The organism is Belliella buryatensis (assembly GCF_900188245.1).
Taxonomy (GTDB): Bacteria; Bacteroidota; Bacteroidia; order Cytophagales; family Cyclobacteriaceae; genus Belliella; species Belliella buryatensis.
Genome location: NZ_FZOK01000002.1, coordinates 288498 through 303956 on the forward strand (window position 1 = coordinate 288498; position 15459 = coordinate 303956).

The following is a 15459-nucleotide window of genomic DNA, read 5'->3' on the forward strand; positions in this document are numbered from 1 at the left end:
AAACATGGCTACCAAAAAAATCCAATCAGCTTTAATTTCAGTCTTTTACAAGGACAATCTTGAACCGATTATTGCTCAGCTCAAAGCTCAAGGGGTAACAATCTACTCTACGGGTGGAACACAGCAGTTTATCGAAGAGCAAGGAGCCGCGGTCGTTCCCGTGGAGGAATTGACAGGTTATCCTTCAATCTTTGGGGGAAGAGTAAAGACTTTACATCCAAAAATTTTTGGTGGTATCCTTCATAGAAGAGATCACGAAGGTGATATTTCACAAGCTGGAGAATTTGATATCCCTGCGATTGATTTAGTGATCGTTGATTTGTATCCATTTGAAGAGACCGTAGCATCTGGCGCATCAGAGGCTGATGTGATTGAAAAAATTGATATTGGAGGCATTTCCTTGATTAGGGCAGCGGCTAAGAACTTCAAGGATGTGGTGATCATCGCATCCAAGGATCAATATGGAGAGCTAGAGGAGAGGTTGAAATCACAAGATGGGGCGACAACCTTGGAGGATAGGAGGTATTTTGCCGCTCAGGCCTTCCAAGTATCTTCGAATTATGATACCCATATTTTCAATTATTTCAATCAGACAGCAAATATCCCAGCATTGAAGGTGTCTGAGAACAAAGCTAAGGCCTTAAGATATGGAGAAAACCCTCATCAGGCGGCTCATTTCTACGGAGATCTTGAGGCACTTTTTGATCAATTGAATGGAAAAGAGCTTTCGTACAATAACTTGGTAGATGTAGATGCTGCTGTTGCCTTGATTGCTGAATTCAAGGGAGAGACGGCATTTGCGATCTTAAAGCATACCAATGCTTGTGGTGTTGCCAGCGCCTCAAGTGTGAAGGAAGCCTACCAAAAGGCCTTTGAAGCAGATACTACTTCCGCATTTGGTGGTGTATTGGTCACCAATCAAAATGTAGATTTGGCTGCTGCTGAGGAAATGAACAGTCTTTTCTTCGAGGTATTGATTGCACCATCTTTTGATGCTGATGCGCTAGATTTATTGAAGGGAAAGAAAAACAGGATCCTCTTGAAACAAAAAATGGAGCTTCCTGGTACCAAGCAGATCAAAACTTTGCTCAATGGTATCATTGAGCAAGACAAGGATTTGCAAACCGAATCAAAAGCGGACTTTAAGGTAGCCACTAAAGTTGCACCTTCGGAGATGGAAATGGATGCTTTGGTTTTTGCAGCCAAGGTGTGCAAGCATACCAAATCTAATACGATTATATTGAGTAATAGCAATCAATTGTTTGCTTCGGGTGTAGGACAGACTTCAAGGGTAGATGCTTTGAGACAAGCGATAGAAAAAGCAAAGTCTTTTGGCTTTGATCTCAAAGGAGCTGTGATGGCCTCAGATGCATTTTTCCCTTTTCCTGACTGTGTAGAGATTGCTTCAAAAGAGGGAATCACCGCGGTAGTTCAGCCTGGAGGATCGATCAAGGATCAAGATTCTATAGACTTCTGTGATGCAAATGGGATGAGTATGGTGATGACAGGTGTGAGGCATTTTAAGCATTGATTGTGTAGAAATGAAATGTAAAAAAGAGGCCTTACAAATTGATGTACAGGCCTCTTTTTTACTCAAATTCTTATACTTTGGGTTTATTACGCACATTTATGACAAAAGTGAACTTAACAACATTACTAAAGATGAAATAACTAATTTACTTACAGAGATAGGCTTAAGATAAATCTACATTATAGCGCTTTAATTTTTTCGCATCATAAATTCTAAAAGCTAATTTGCAAACTTATCCTTTACTTTGTGTTGTTAAGTGCTTAAATCTGCACAATGATTAATATTTACACTATGACACATCATTCTGAATTAAAAATATATAATACCCTTTCCAGACAGAAAGAAATTTTTGAACCGATCAATGCGCCCTTTGTAGGCATGTATGTATGTGGTCCTACTGTGTATGGTGATGCACATTTGGGTCATGGAAGGCCTGCTATTACATTTGATACTGTTTACCGCTACTTGAGTCACTTAGGTTATAAAGTACGATATGTCAGGAATATTACTGATGTGGGGCACTTGCAAGGTGATGCAGATGAAGGGGAAGACAAAATTGCAAAAAAAGCTAAGCTTGAGCAGCTTGAGCCTATGGAAGTAGCCCAGCAATACACGGATACTTACCATAGAGATATGCAGGCATTAAATACCATCAAGCCAAGCATTGAGCCAAGAGCGACGGGCCATATTCCAGAGCAGATAGCATTAGTGCAGGGTATTTTGGATGAGGGTTTGGCTTACGAAGTCAATGGTTCAGTTTATTTCGATGTGTTGAAATACAATGAAACAAGGCAATATGGAAAGCTTTCGGGTAGGGTGCTGGAAGAGTTGGTTTCTGGAAGCAGAGCACTAGATGGGCAAACTGAAAAGAGAAATGCCGTAGACTTTGCCTTATGGAAGAAAGCAGCCCCAGAGCACTTGATGAAGTGGGAATCACCTTGGGGTTTGGGTTTTCCAGGCTGGCACCTTGAGTGTACTGCTATGAGTTCTAAGTATCTTGGGAAGCATTTTGATATTCACGGTGGAGGAATGGATTTGATGTTTCCACACCATGAATGTGAAATCGCCCAAGGAAATGCCTGCAATCATCAAGACCCAGCCAAATACTGGATGCACAACAATATGATCACGATCAATGGTCAGAAGATGGGCAAGTCGCTGGGTAATTTCATAACGTTACAGGAATTGTTCACAGGCAAGCATGATTTGTTAGAGCAAGCCTACAGCCCAATGACCATCAGGTATTTTATTCTGACAGCTCACTATAGATCTACTTTAGATTTCTCCAATGATGCTTTGAAAGCCGCTCAGAAAGGCTACAAGAAAATCATCAATGGCCTCAAGATCGCTAAAAAACTAGAATTTGTAGCAGACGAAGCTATTTCACTTGATGATAACCAAATTCAGCAAGTGGAACAGATCATTACCAATGCATACCGAGCGATGGATGATGATTTCAATACGGCACAGGCGATAGGGCATTTATTCAACCTCTTGAAAAAAATAAACTCAATTTATACGGGACAACTCAAAGCTGCTCAGTTTGGTCAAGAAGTGTTTGAGAAGATGATTGAGACTTTTGTTACTTTCGTGGAGGAAATCCTAGGCTTGGAAGAAGAGAAACCAGATCACCAAGAAGGACTTTTGGATGTATTGTTGAAGCTTTATGCAGAAGCAAAGTTGGCCAGAGATTATGGTAAAGTGGATGAAATTAGAAATTCACTCAAGGGGCTAGGAATAGTAGTCAAGGATATGAAAGACAAAATCGATTGGGCATATGAAGAATAAATTATTGATCATAGTTTTTTTGATCTGCGCTGCCGCATCTTGTGACTCTGGGAATTCCTCTGAGCAAGTAACTGAAATTACTTATAAGTCTGTGCCTGAATTCAATGCGGACTCTGCTTACGCATTTATCCAGCAGCAAGTTGATTTTGGTCCTCGTGTTCCGATGACGGAGGGGCATAGCCTGACTAGAGATTGGATTATTGATAAGTTTGAGGAGTTTGGTTTGACTGTGCAGAGACAGGATTTCCAAGTGAAGACATACGATGGGTTGACTTGGGATTTGACTAATATTATAGCTTCTTACAAACCTGAGGCAAAGAAGAGAATTATGATTTCTGCGCATTGGGATACAAGGAGAATCGCTGACAAAGATACTGAGCGCATAGACGAGCCAATAGACGGTGCTAATGACGGAGGCTCGGGTGTAGGGGTAGCGTTAGAACTAGCTAGAATTATTGCAACTTCTGAATTGAAGCCTGATGTAGGTGTGGATTTTATACTTTTTGATGGAGAAGATGATGGAGAGCCCGAGACAGCATACACTAGAGATAATTCTCAAGTATGGTGGTGTCATGGTTCACAGCATTGGTCCAAAAACCCACACGAAAAAGGCTATAATGCTTATTTTGGAATTTTATTAGATATGGTAGGAGCCAAAGGGGCGAGATTTTATAGAGAAGGTTACTCTATGTACTATGCAAAGAATATTGTCAATAAGGTTTGGAATTATGGGATTGAGTTGGGCTTTTCTGATCATTTTATTTTGAAAGATGCTGGAGAAATCACAGATGATCACTACTTTGTGAATAGAGATGCAAAGATCCCGATGATCGACATCATCGAATTTTCACCTCAGACAGGTTTTGGGCGCTATCATCACACCCATGATGATAATATGGATTTAATTGATACCCGTACATTGAAAGCTGTGGGACAGACAGTACTTTTCACAATTTATCAAGAATAGTGCACTAACAACAAGTTTATGAAAAGAGGCCATCAAGTGACCATGAAGGAAATTGCAAAGAAACTGAATGTATCGGTATCTACTGTTTCCCGTGCTTTGAAAGATTCTCCAGAGCTGCATCCAGAGACGAAGCTCAAAGTGGTAGAAATGGCCAAAAGCATGAATTACCAACCCAATCTATTGGCTCAGTCCCTGCGGATCAGTAGAAGTAAAGTGCTTGGAGTGATTGTACCGGAGTTGACTTCACATTTTTTCTCTAGCAATATCTCAGGCATTCAAGACACAGCATACAAGCGTGGGTATAATGTCATGATTTGTCAGTCAAATGAGTCTTATGTACAAGAGATTTCGAATATCAAAGTACTTGTAGCCTCACAAGTGGACGGCCTTCTGATTTCATTGAGCAGGGAGACCAAAAACTACCAGCATTTGCAGGATCTTTATGATCGAGGTATTCCTTTCATTATGTTTGATCGAGTGACGGAAGAGATCCCAGTATCGAGAGTCACCGTAGACGATGCCAATGGAGCTTATCAAGTGACCAAACATTTATTGGAACAAGGCTGTAAGAAAGTAGCTTTCATATCAGGTCCTCAGGATCTTTATATCAGCAAAAAGAGGAAAGAAGGTTTTCTAAAGGCTTTGGAAGAGTTTGGGATATCTGAGACGGAAAGCAGGGTGTATATATCAGATCTTAAAGAAGATACGAATAGGCGGATTGCAAAACAGATATTAGAGGAGGAAGATAGAGCAGATGCCATATTTGCCATGATTGACCCATTAGCCATAGATGTAATGTTGGTACTTAAGGAGCATGGAGTAAGAATTCCGGAAGACATTGCTTTAGCTGGATTTACCAACAACCCTACTTCTTCTGTGGTAGAGCCTTCGCTGACTACAGTCGTTCAGCCGGGCTACGAAATGGGTAAAATAGCAGCTAATCATCTCTTAGATCAATTGGATGAAATTGTATCTGATGATCCTCAATCCTTTATACTAGATACTACTTTGATAGCTAGAAACTCTACGATCAAGAGGAAATAGAAGTCAATTTAAAAGTCAAATTGACTGAAAATCAAACTTCTTCCTTCTTATCTTCATAATTTATGGGTTATTTGATTTTCAATTTTTATTTTTAGCGATCAAACCTATATCAATTGTATGATTTCAGAATGCCATATGAATACTACTTCTTTTGGGAAGACGCCAAAAGGAGAAGAAATAGAACTTTTTACTTTAGAAATACCTGGAGTAATTAAGGCCTCGATCATGAACCTAGGGGCTACTTTGACTTCGCTTCATGTCCCTGATAGGTTCGGAAAGATGGATGATATTGTGTTAGGCTTTGATTCTCTTGAGGGTTATTTTGAAAAGACGTATCAGCGTGAATATTGTTATCTTGGATCTACGATAGGTAGAGTGGCAGGACGTACAAAGGGCAATCAATTTGAATTAGATGGCAGGATTTACCAGTTGCCAATTAATCAAGGAGATGTCCACCTTCATGGAGGTATGTTAGGGTGGGATAGGAAGCTTTGGGATACCTCTAGATTTCAATCAGACAATGAAATTGGAGTGAAGTTTTCTCTTTTTAGCCCCGATGGAGAAGAAGGCTATCCAGGAAATGTCAAAATCTCAGTATGGTATGTGGTTAATTTGGAGGGGGAATTAAAGATCAGCTATGAAGCCGTTACTGATCAAGCTACTATCATCAACCCTACCAATCATAGTTATTTCAATCTTAGCGGAGACCATAGCGGAGATATTTTAGACCATGAATTATCTATTCAGGCTCAACACTACTTACCTATTGATTCATCATGTTTTACTTTGGGAGGCTTTGAAGATGTTAGTGGAACTCCTTTTGATTTCAGAAAAGAGAAAAATCTTGGAATTGCATTAGCTGACAATCACCCACAGATGAAAAATGGTAATGGTATTGATCATGCCTTCAAACTTGACCCAGTAAGACCTCAAGTGACATTGTCACACCCAAGGTCTGGGAGAAGGATGATCTGTGCCACCACTGCACCCGCTGTTCAAGTATATACTTCTAATCACTTTAATGGGAGTTACGCTGGGAAATCCAATAGCTATTACAAGCGCCATGCTGCTATTTGTCTAGAAACTCAAGGTTTTCCCAATGCAGCGAATCGACCTGATTTTCCATCCATCCGGTTAAATCCAGGAGAAACTTTTCGCTCTCAAACTACTTTCAAATTCACTATAGACTAGCCATGCAACAAAAAATAAAAGAAATCTTTCAAGCCAAATTTGATAAGGAGCCTATTTTGGTTTATTCGCCTGGTAGAATCAATCTAATCGGTGAGCATACAGATTATAATGGCGGATATGTGCTTCCTGCGGCGATAGATAAGAAGATGGTTGTCGCTATCTCAAAAAAAGGATTAAATACCTGTAGATTATATTCCGTTGATTTCAAAGAAGAGTTTGCTTTTGAAATTGAGTCTTTTTCTCCAAAGCCCAATCATTGGGCGACTTATATCATGGGGGTCGTGGCTCAATTACAACAAGCAGGTTATCCTGTAAGTGGGTTTGATATGGTTTTTGGAGGAGATATACCTGTTGGGGCTGGCTTATCATCTTCTGCTGCCTTGGAGTGTGCAGTAGGTTATGCTTTGTCCACACTTTTCGACTTTGATATTCCAAAAATTTCATTGGTTCATTATGCTCAAAAAGCTGAACATACCTTTGCAGGAGTTCAATGTGGGATTATGGATCAGTTTGCCTCTGTCATGGGCAAGAAGGATTATGCCATCAGATTGGATTGTAGGACATTGGAGTTTGAGTACTTTCCGATTGAGCTTGGAGACTATCAGCTAATGCTGATCGATACTAAGGTGAAGCATAGTCTTTCGGAAAGTGCTTACAATACCCGTAGGGAAGAATGCGAAGCGGGCGTAAAAGCTGCCCAAAGGATTGATTCGTCAATAAGGGATTTAGGAGATGTTTCTTTAGATCTTTTAGACCGCTTGGATGTCAGTAATACTGTCAAAACTAGATGCAAGTATGTAATTGAAGAAAATCAAAGAGTATTAGATGCTTGTGAAGCACTTTCAAAAGGGGATTTAAAAGCTTTTGGTCAAAATGTATTTGCCTCGCATCAAGGGCTTAGTAAAGAATATGAAGTCAGTTGTAAGGAGCTAGATTTTTTGGTGGATTATGCAAAAAATGAATCGGGGATTTTAGGAGCTAGAATGATGGGAGGAGGCTTTGGTGGCTGTACTATAAATATTGTCCATATTACAGAAGTTCATCGAATCAAAGAAGCGGTAAGTATTAAATATCAAGAAAAATTTGGGAGAACTCCTGAGTTTCATTTGGTTTCTCCCGAAGATGGATCAGGTAGGTTGTGATTTATAGTTAGAATAATCTGAACCCTGCAGAGAGCACTAACTGTGTTTGTCTTTGGTCTGTTTGAAATCCTGCTACGCTACCTGCTATTTTGTTGAGAGAGCTTTCGTACTTGGCGTCTAGGATTAGATTGCCCAAGTCTAATCCAATCCCTGCCTGATAACCGATGGTCGAGTTTCTATATTCTATATTTTGGGTCGCCGCGATGGGGTTTTCTCCAAAGGATTGATCGAGTAAAATACTTGCTATTGGGCCTGCTTGTATTCTAAAAAACTTAGCCAATTTAAAGCCAACCATCATTGGGATATCCAATCTATTGAAACTTGTTTCAATTGTAGTGTTGTTATTATCGTCAATAATAAAGCCACCAGTATTGGTATAAAGGAATTCTGGTTGTACGAAAATCGATGCTCCACCCATTCGGACAAATGCTCCAATGTGATAGCCCATTCTATCTTCTCCCGACTCAAACCCATCACCATTTACTTTGATGTTAGCTTGAGATACGCCAAACTTTGGACCTATAGAAAAATCTTGTGCCTTCAAGTTTGATATCAACAGAAAGGAGAAAAGCAGAAGCAGGATATTTTTCATTTGAATTTGGTTTTAGGTGCCTGAATTAACGAAAACCTCGGGTTATGTCAAAGTCTCAAAGGTATTAACGAAAGAAAAAGCCTCAATTGTTTTTCAATTGAGGCTTTTGTTTACAAATCTATGGGCTATATCATATAACTCGTAGAAATCCATTGGCTTTGGTAATAGTCTATCAAAAGCCACACTGCTTATTCTTCGAAAATAATCTATATCGCCAGCTGTAAAACCTATGATAGGAATCTTAGAGATTTTATCATTGAGTTTGATTTCAGCCAGCAACTGGATCCCATCCATCTCAGGCATCATGATGTCCGTAATCACGATATTGAAATCACTTTCATCATTGAGTAGTTGCATAGCTTCGCAACCATTCTGCGCTGTTTTGACGGTGTTATTTTCTTTCTCGAAAAGCTTTTGAAGTATCAGTCTATTGATAGCATCATCATCTACTACAAGAACTTTCATATGTCATGTTAGGGTGAACGGTACCAATATCAGAAAAAAATATTTAAAAAACATAAAAGTATATATAAAAATAAAAAAAGGTTTTCGGTCTAATAACCAAAAACCTTTTTATAAATCATAAACTTATGATTATCAACCCCCTGATTCTGGTTCTCCGAAGACTCCAAAAAGATTGAGTAGAACAAGTCCTATTACCAAAGGACATACATATCTGATAAAGAATACCCAGACTTGACCTGGACTGATTCCGAATAATAATTTCTTTTTGAATGCTGGAGCACCAATGGCAATTTCATCCACAAGTCTGCTGCTCTTGAAACCCCATCCTGAGAATAATGCAAACAAAAGACAAAGCACCGTCACAGATAGGGTACCGAAGGTCCAGTCCATGATGTCAAACCAACCAGTTTTTTGAATAGAGCCAATTTTCATCGTGATTTTGCTAAAGACGCTTTCTTCAATAGAACTTAGGATTGCAGGGATAGAGACAACCATGGCTGTGATTCCAACTCCCCAGGCTGCTTTCTTTCTTGAGATTTTCTTTTCGTCAATCAAATAGCCTACAGGTACTTCTAGCATGGAGATCGTAGAGGTCAAAGCCGCTACCATCAAAAGCAAGAAAAAAGAAGCACCTATGATAGATCCGCCTGGAATTTGATCGAATACTTGAGGGAGTATTTTAAATACCAATGAAGGCCCTTCATCTGGCTTCAACCCTAAAGCAAAAACTGCTGGGAAAATCATCAGACCACCCAAAAGTGCCACAAAGCTATCCAAGGCACCAATCCAAAGACCACTTGTTACTAAGTTTGAACTCTTTGGTAGATAAGAACCATAAGTTACCATCAGACCCCAGCCTACACTCATAGAGAAGAAAGCTTGACCTAAAGCAGCTAGAATCACCCCTCCGTTAATCTTAGAGAAATCAGGATTTAAATAGTAATTGATCCCTTCTGATGCGCCAGGTAAAGTAACACTTCGTCCTGCAATCAAAATAATGAGGATAAATAATACAGGCATCAAAAGTTTAGATGCTTTTTCAATTCCTCCAGAAACACCACCCAAAATAACCAGAATAGTGATCACCATAAACAAGAAAGTGAGGGGAACGATATATTTTGGAGTCTCAATGAAAACATCAAAATCAACCGGTATATTGATCAATTCAGTAATAATGTAGCCTACCGTCCATCCTGCAATTACAGAATAGTAAGTCAATACCATAAAACATATAATGACACTCATGATACCTGGAATCATCCAGAACTTGTTGTTCGAAGCTTTTTTCATCGCTCCGATTGGGTTTTTACCAGTCAATCTACCGATGGCAAGCTCGTTGAAGAGCAATGGTATTCCTATGAGTAATACACAGAGAATATAGACGAATACAAAAGCACCGCCTCCATTTTCACCTGTGATGTAAGGGAATCTCCAAATGTTACCTAATCCGACAGCGGAGCCAGCCGCAGCCATGATAAACCCTAGACTGGAGCCCCATTGTCCCCTGCCTTCAGTTTCAGTATTTAATGCCATACTTTATTGATTGATTATTGTTGATTGATTTTAGAAATATTAAGAATCGGCTAATTTAAGTTGTTTTGACAAAATACCAATTCCATCCATAAAACTTTTGGGCATGAAGTCAAGCTCTTGGATGGCCTTGCTGATAATAAAGCCAGTCTTCATTGGTCTCTGAGCGATTTGCTTGAAATGTTGAGAGTTTGTCTCTTTAATCAAGTCTTTATTTAATTTAAAGTAATCCGCTGTTGCTATTGCCATAGCATATGGTGTCAAGAGATCTTTACCTGAGATGTTGAAGATTCCTATTGCATTTTTTTTAATTATTTGATAGCAACCTTTTGCTAGATCTTCTGCGAGTGTGGGGGTACGGAACTGATCATTGACCACTTGTATTTTTTTTCCTTTTTCTAGGGACTCTTTTACCCATAGTATGATATTAGATCTACTCATGTCATTGGCAATGCCATATACTAAAACTGTCCTGACGATAGCAGCTTTGATTTTTGATTTTGCAATAATTCTTTCAGCTTCTAGCTTTGTCCATCCATAGAAATTCACAGGATTAGGAACCGCATCTTCATCATAAGGTCCGGCTGCTCCATCAAAAATGAAATCAGTAGAAAGGTGAATCATATGGGTGTTGTACTTTTCACAAGCTGCAACAATGTTTCTGACTGCATTAATATTGAGATCCTTACAAGCTTCAAGTTCTTTTTCGCACTGGTCCACATTGGTCATAGCGGCAGTGTGAATCAAGTAATCAGGCTGATGTTGGTCAAAAACGTTCCAGACCTGTTGCGGATCTCGGATATCCATAGTGATCCAGTTTTCAACATTCCAGCCGTCTGGAAATCTACTTTCACCCAAGCCAGAAGGGAGCAATTGATATTCTCCTTCTTGAAGAATTAACTGAACCAGTTTTTGACCCAGTAGCCCATTGGCACCCGTAATAAGTATTTTTGCTTTTTGCAGCTTATTCATAGCTGTAGCCAAAGTCCTTTGAGATTTTCTTTTTAGGTAATTGATTGACAGTTACTTTCATGTAGACAGTTTCTAAAGGCTTGTCCTGTGGGTTTGTTTTTTCTTTTGCAATTTCTTCCATGACATCAAGCCCTTTGATCACTTGTCCAAACACAGTGTATTCATTGTCTAAGTGGGGCGTGCCCCCAATAGTAGTATAAGCTTCCACTTGTTGTGGGGTCATTTTTTTACCCAAACTTGTACTGTAAAAATCCTCTAGCTTTTCTTTGTGGTGCAACATCAGTTTATTCATTGCATCAAACTCTCGATTTTCATATAGGCTTGTATAGGTTTCTCTTAACTCAGCATTACTCTCTAATCTAAGGTATTGATTAAATCTCTCGCTCAGCTGGCGCATATCTGTGGTCAATTCCATTTTATCGTAAATTTTACCTTGCACGATATAAAATTGAGATCCACTAGAAGCGCGCTCAGGGTTTACATTATTGCCCATTCTAGCAGCAGCAAGCATTCCTTTAGCATGGATTAAATCTGGGTTGATTTCAGCAGGTATTGTATACCATTCATCCCTAGGGAGTTTTTCTTTGGCAAACACGTCTCCTCCTTGAATCATAAAATTCTCTATCACTCGATGAAATTCTGTTGAATCGAAACGTCCTTTTTCAGCTAGATCTATAAAATTCTTTTTATGCTTTGGAGTCGCGTCAAAAAGTATGGCATACATGTCCCCATGTCGCGTTTCTATTTTTACCAGGTAGTCTTTTTCAACAGCACAGCCAAAAGCCAAGAAGGCTAAGAAGATGATGAGTTTATTTGTTTTCATTTATTTAGGGCAGATTTTATTTCCTTTAATATTTTGTCACCTCCAGCCGAAAGAACTTGGTCGGCAAGCGTTTTTCCTAGATTTTCAGCATCACTTTTGTTGCCAGCTACTTCTCTAACGATTCTTTCAGAGCCATCTAAGCTCACAATACCACCTTTAAGTTTGATTTTTCCACCATCATATTCGGCCAAAGCAAAAACTGGTATGCTACATCCTCCCTCCAAAACTCTGAGATAGGCACGCTCAGCAAGCAATCTATAGCCAGTTTCTTCATGGTGAGTTGCCTCTATGATTTTTGTTTTGAGTTCTTGGTTCATATTAGTAGCTGCTTCTATTGCAACAGAACCTTGACCTACTGCAGGTGTGAATTCACTCAGAGAAAGTTCATGAATAATCAAGTCATCGTAGCCCATTCTATGTGCACCAGCATAGGCTAGCAATAGTGCATCACAAATACCTGATTCCATTTTAGCAATCCTCGTTTGTAAATTTCCTCGGACTTCTACAGTTTTGATATGGGGATAATAATGCTTTAAAGTGGCCACTCTTCTTGTAGACGAAGTGCCCAATACTAGCGATTGATTTTTGTTTTTATAGTCTATTTCTCTCTTGTGACTTAGAATGATGTCGTTGACCTTTTCTCGCTCTGTAAATGCAATCAACTCAAAACCCTCAGGCAAGGAAGATTGCATGTCTTTGGCGCTGTGTACAGCAATGTCAATGCTTCCCTTGGCAAGCTGCTCTTCAAGTTCTTCTGTAAAAACACCTTTGCTTCCGATTTTGGCTATGGATACGTCTAATATCTTGTCACCTTTAGTTTCAATGATGACAATTTCCGAAGGGATTCCTTTTGCTTTGAGTAAGTCAGCTACATGGTAGGACTGCCAAAGAGCAAGCTTGCTCCCGCGGGTTCCTATTTTGACTGTATGCATTATTCTTTGATTTTTCGTTTAGTTCCTTTTTTATTGACAGATTCTTCTATGAACTTGATGATTTCACCAGCGATGTTTATTCCAGTAGCTTTTTCTATACCTTCAAGTCCAGGTGAGCTATTGACTTCTAAGATGAGTGGGCCTCTTGCTGACTGTAACATGTCCACACCTGCGATATCAAGACCTAAAGCTTTGGCAGCTCCTAAAGCGGCTTGCTTTTCTGCTCTTGATAGTTTAATAACTGTTGCTTTTCCTCCTCGATGGAGATTCGATCGGAACTCGCCTTCTGCACCTTGTCTTTTCATTGCACCTACTACTTTGCCATTGACGATAAATGCTCTGATATCTGCACCCTTAGCTTCTTTGATAAATTCTTGGACGATAATTCTTGCTTTAAGTCCATGAAAAGCCTCGATTACAGATTGTCCTGCCTTTTTGGTCTCAGCCAAAACGACGCCTAGTCCTTGTGTACCTTCCAATAATTTAATGATCAATGGAGCGCCACCTACATGTTCGATAAGAGTTTTTTCTCCTCCTTTTGAAAAATTAGTAAAAGCTGTTTTGGGCATGCCAAGTCCAGCTTTAGAAAGAATTTGCAGAGATCTGAGTTTGTCTCTACTCCTGACAATCGCCTGAGATTCTACTGCTGAAAAAGTCCCCATCAACTCAAATTGTCTAACTACAGCGGTACCGTAGAAGGTCACAGAAGCCCCAATCCTTGGGATGATCGCATCAACTCCAATTACTTTTTCTCCTTTATAAATTATGGATGGACCTTCTTGTTCTATGATGATGTCGCACAAAGAGTGATCGATGATCACTGCCTCGTGTCCCGCTGCCAAAATTGCTTCGTGCAGCCTCTTGGTAGAATATAAGTGAGAATTTCTCGATAGGATTGCGATTTTCATTTTTTTGATTTTTGGGACAAGTTTACTTCAGCGACATCGACTAAAAATTTACCTTGAATCATCTTCCTTCCGATCAAGATAGCATTTCTCATTTTTGACCTATCAGTCAAAGTGAATTCAGCGTCAAATTCTTCTTCAAACATAATAACTTTTGTGCTCACTTTGTACCTCACTTCTGCTTGACCAAAGGAATTCTTTACCTTTTTCTGAGTATAATTTGAAGTAGCGATGATTTTGTCTTTGTATTTTTTATTATCAGGTGTCAAGACCCGGTAGAAAAGCGTCATGACACCATCTACCTCCCGCTCTTCTGTAAAGGTGCAATGGATTGAGCTGGTATAAGCACCAGTGTCTACTTTGGCAGTGACCGACTTGAGCCCCCATTCAGGTAAGTTGATTCTTTCTCTTCTTCCGATTACTTTTTTTTCCATGTTTAGGCAGTTTTTCTTCTCAGAATTCTAGCGAGTTGAAAGGAAAGGTCTGTAAATAGAATCTTGGCACTGGCATTTCTCTCCAGGTGGTAGTGAGCCCCGTTAATCTGACTGTACATATCGGAGATTTTATCTTCATCCAAAACATGAATTCCTAGCTTTTCAATAAAATCTCTTTCTTCTGCTCCACTTCGCATGAGCGTATCTAGTTGGGATTTACTCAGCATTACTTCCCTGAGTACATTGAGTCCAGTCAAGAGGAATGACTTTTGTCCTTCTTTATCTTTTTTTGCAAATTCTTCCGACCTACTGAGTAGAGCACCAATTTTCAAAGAAAAACAGTCTCTGTACCAATCTCGGATTTGTAGGGTGTTTTCATCTTGAACTTGATCTATCATGCGATAAGCTTCTCGCATATTTCCATCTGCAAGGGGGGCAATCTGTTCCGCAGCTTCCTTAGAGCACATACCTTCATTTACCAATTGGTTTTTAATCTCCTCGTCAGAAAAAGCACGAACCATAACCTTTTGAGTTCTCGAAAGTATAGTAGTCAGCAATTGCTCTGGTTGGGAGGTTAGTAATAGAAAAAGGGTTTTTTCAGGTGGTTCTTCCAACACTTTGAGGAGGGAGTTAGCAGCAGAGCTGTTCATGAATTCTGCTCCCCAAATCATCATGATTTTATATCCTCCTTCAAAGGATTTGAGGGATATAGTCCGCATGATACTTCTTGCTGCATCTTTAGAGATGTTGAGTTGCTTTTTATCTATTTCATTGAAATATATCCAGTCGGTAATGTTTCCATAAGGTTGATTGATGGCGAAATTTCTAAAAGAAGCGATGTAGTCTACTTTTTTCTTTTTATCATCATCCTCTTTAGTTCCTTCACCAGGAGCAGGCACTGCAAAATTCATGTCTGGATGCACCAGTTTGGTCATCTTTTGACAGGATGGGCAGGTTCCGCAAGCATCAGACTCTCCTGGACTCTCACAATGTAGGTAAGTAGATAGTGCTAGAGCCATTTTTAAATTCGCTGAGCCTTCTGGGCCATGGAACAGCAAAGCATGAGCAAGGTGATTGTTCTTGACTGCAGTGATAATTTTGGCTTTGACTTCTTCGAGTCCAGGAATTGATGAAAATAGCATA

The 15459-nt window shown here is 39.6% G+C and carries 15 protein-coding genes; 6 read left to right on the forward strand and 9 right to left on the reverse strand.

Annotation, left to right across the window (positions count from 1 at the left end):
- Positions 1–4 precede the first annotated feature (4 nt).
- From purH to CHB66_RS03275, 6 genes are all read left to right on the forward strand, one after another.
- The gene (purH, locus tag CHB66_RS03250) at positions 5–1531 is read left to right on the forward strand and encodes a bifunctional phosphoribosylaminoimidazolecarboxamide formyltransferase/IMP cyclohydrolase (protein WP_089237921.1); all 1527 of its coding nucleotides are present in this window, start codon (positions 5–7) and stop codon (positions 1529–1531) included.
- Between the two features lie 273 nt (positions 1532–1804).
- Entirely contained in the window at positions 1805–3319 is a 1515-nt protein-coding gene (gene cysS, locus CHB66_RS03255) for a cysteine--tRNA ligase (protein WP_245812656.1), read from the forward strand.
- On the forward strand, positions 3309–4286 hold the full coding sequence (locus CHB66_RS03260) for a M28 family peptidase (protein WP_089237923.1): 978 nt from the start codon (positions 3309–3311) through the stop codon (positions 4284–4286). Before cysS ends, CHB66_RS03260 begins: the two co-directional genes overlap by 11 nt.
- Before the next feature lie 18 nt (positions 4287–4304).
- Positions 4305–5330 carry a LacI family DNA-binding transcriptional regulator gene (locus tag CHB66_RS03265; protein WP_089237925.1) on the forward strand — a complete coding sequence of 342 codons (1026 nt, stop codon included), beginning with the start codon at positions 4305–4307 and terminating at the stop codon, positions 5328–5330.
- A 117-nt stretch (positions 5331–5447) separates the two neighbouring features.
- The gene (locus CHB66_RS03270; RefSeq protein WP_089237927.1) at positions 5448–6521 is read left to right on the forward strand and encodes an aldose epimerase family protein; all 1074 of its coding nucleotides are present in this window, start codon (positions 5448–5450) and stop codon (positions 6519–6521) included.
- Between the two features lie 2 nt (positions 6522–6523).
- Positions 6524–7663, forward strand: a complete 1140-nt coding sequence (locus CHB66_RS03275; RefSeq protein WP_089237929.1) for a galactokinase — start codon at positions 6524–6526, stop codon at positions 7661–7663.
- 7 nt (positions 7664–7670) lie between these two features.
- On the opposite strand, the gene CHB66_RS03280 is transcribed toward CHB66_RS03275, so the two are convergent.
- The 9 genes from CHB66_RS03280 to CHB66_RS03320 all read right to left on the reverse strand — a co-directional run bounded on the left by CHB66_RS03280 (position 7671) and on the right by CHB66_RS03320 (position 15458).
- Positions 7671–8255: a porin family protein gene (locus CHB66_RS03280; protein WP_089237931.1), complete on the reverse strand. Its 585-nt coding sequence runs from the start codon at positions 8253–8255 to the stop codon at positions 7671–7673.
- A gap of 93 nt (positions 8256–8348) precedes the next feature.
- Positions 8349–8720, reverse strand: a complete 372-nt coding sequence (locus tag CHB66_RS03285) for a response regulator (protein ID WP_089237933.1) — start codon at positions 8718–8720, stop codon at positions 8349–8351.
- A gap of 132 nt (positions 8721–8852) precedes the next feature.
- A complete protein-coding gene (locus CHB66_RS03290; protein WP_089237935.1) occupies positions 8853–10253 on the reverse strand; it encodes a sodium-dependent transporter in 1401 nt (466 codons plus the stop codon).
- 39 nt (positions 10254–10292) lie between these two features.
- Positions 10293–11222, reverse strand: a complete 930-nt coding sequence (locus CHB66_RS03295) for an SDR family oxidoreductase (protein WP_089237937.1) — start codon at positions 11220–11222, stop codon at positions 10293–10295.
- Positions 11215–12045 (reverse strand): peptidylprolyl isomerase, encoded by an 831-nt coding sequence (locus CHB66_RS03300; protein WP_089237939.1) that lies wholly within the window; start codon positions 12043–12045, stop codon positions 11215–11217. Before CHB66_RS03300 ends, CHB66_RS03295 begins: the two co-directional genes overlap by 8 nt.
- The gene (gene hemC / locus CHB66_RS03305) at positions 12042–12977 is read right to left on the reverse strand and encodes a hydroxymethylbilane synthase (protein ID WP_170932418.1); all 936 of its coding nucleotides are present in this window, start codon (positions 12975–12977) and stop codon (positions 12042–12044) included. Before hemC ends, CHB66_RS03300 begins: the two co-directional genes overlap by 4 nt.
- Positions 12977–13885, reverse strand: a complete 909-nt coding sequence (gene rimK / locus CHB66_RS03310) for a 30S ribosomal protein S6--L-glutamate ligase (RefSeq protein WP_089237943.1) — start codon at positions 13883–13885, stop codon at positions 12977–12979. The genes hemC and rimK overlap by 1 nt, the downstream gene beginning before the upstream one ends.
- Complete coding sequence (locus CHB66_RS03315; RefSeq protein ID WP_089237945.1) at positions 13882–14316, reverse strand: ATP-dependent zinc protease family protein; 435 nt, start codon at positions 14314–14316, stop codon at positions 13882–13884. The genes rimK and CHB66_RS03315 overlap by 4 nt, the downstream gene beginning before the upstream one ends.
- A gap of 2 nt (positions 14317–14318) precedes the next feature.
- Positions 14319–15458: a DNA polymerase III subunit gene (locus CHB66_RS03320; protein WP_089237947.1), complete on the reverse strand. Its 1140-nt coding sequence runs from the start codon at positions 15456–15458 to the stop codon at positions 14319–14321.
- Position 15459: the final 1 nt, after the last annotated feature.

Coding starts and splice junctions, on each gene's coding strand:
- purH (WP_089237921.1), top strand. CDS start 5: ATGGCTACCAAAAAAATCCAATCAGCTTTAATTTCAGTCTTTTACAAG.
- cysS (WP_245812656.1), top strand. CDS start 1,805: ATGATTAATATTTACACTATGACACATCATTCTGAATTAAAAATATAT.
- CHB66_RS03260 (WP_089237923.1), top strand. CDS start 3,309: ATGAAGAATAAATTATTGATCATAGTTTTTTTGATCTGCGCTGCCGCA.
- CHB66_RS03265 (WP_089237925.1), top strand. CDS start 4,305: ATGAAAAGAGGCCATCAAGTGACCATGAAGGAAATTGCAAAGAAACTG.
- CHB66_RS03270 (WP_089237927.1), top strand. CDS start 5,448: ATGATTTCAGAATGCCATATGAATACTACTTCTTTTGGGAAGACGCCA.
- CHB66_RS03275 (WP_089237929.1), top strand. CDS start 6,524: ATGCAACAAAAAATAAAAGAAATCTTTCAAGCCAAATTTGATAAGGAG.
- CHB66_RS03280 (WP_089237931.1), bottom strand. CDS start 8,255: ATGAAAAATATCCTGCTTCTGCTTTTCTCCTTTCTGTTGATATCAAAC.
- CHB66_RS03285 (WP_089237933.1), bottom strand. CDS start 8,720: ATGAAAGTTCTTGTAGTAGATGATGATGCTATCAATAGACTGATACTT.
- CHB66_RS03290 (WP_089237935.1), bottom strand. CDS start 10,253: ATGGCATTAAATACTGAAACTGAAGGCAGGGGACAATGGGGCTCCAGT.
- CHB66_RS03295 (WP_089237937.1), bottom strand. CDS start 11,222: ATGAATAAGCTGCAAAAAGCAAAAATACTTATTACGGGTGCCAATGGG.
- CHB66_RS03300 (WP_089237939.1), bottom strand. CDS start 12,045: ATGAAAACAAATAAACTCATCATCTTCTTAGCCTTCTTGGCTTTTGGC.
- hemC (WP_170932418.1), bottom strand. CDS start 12,977: ATGCATACAGTCAAAATAGGAACCCGCGGGAGCAAGCTTGCTCTTTGG.
- rimK (WP_089237943.1), bottom strand. CDS start 13,885: ATGAAAATCGCAATCCTATCGAGAAATTCTCACTTATATTCTACCAAG.
- CHB66_RS03315 (WP_089237945.1), bottom strand. CDS start 14,316: ATGGAAAAAAAAGTAATCGGAAGAAGAGAAAGAATCAACTTACCTGAA.
- CHB66_RS03320 (WP_089237947.1), bottom strand. CDS start 15,458: ATGCTATTTTCATCAATTCCTGGACTCGAAGAAGTCAAAGCCAAAATT.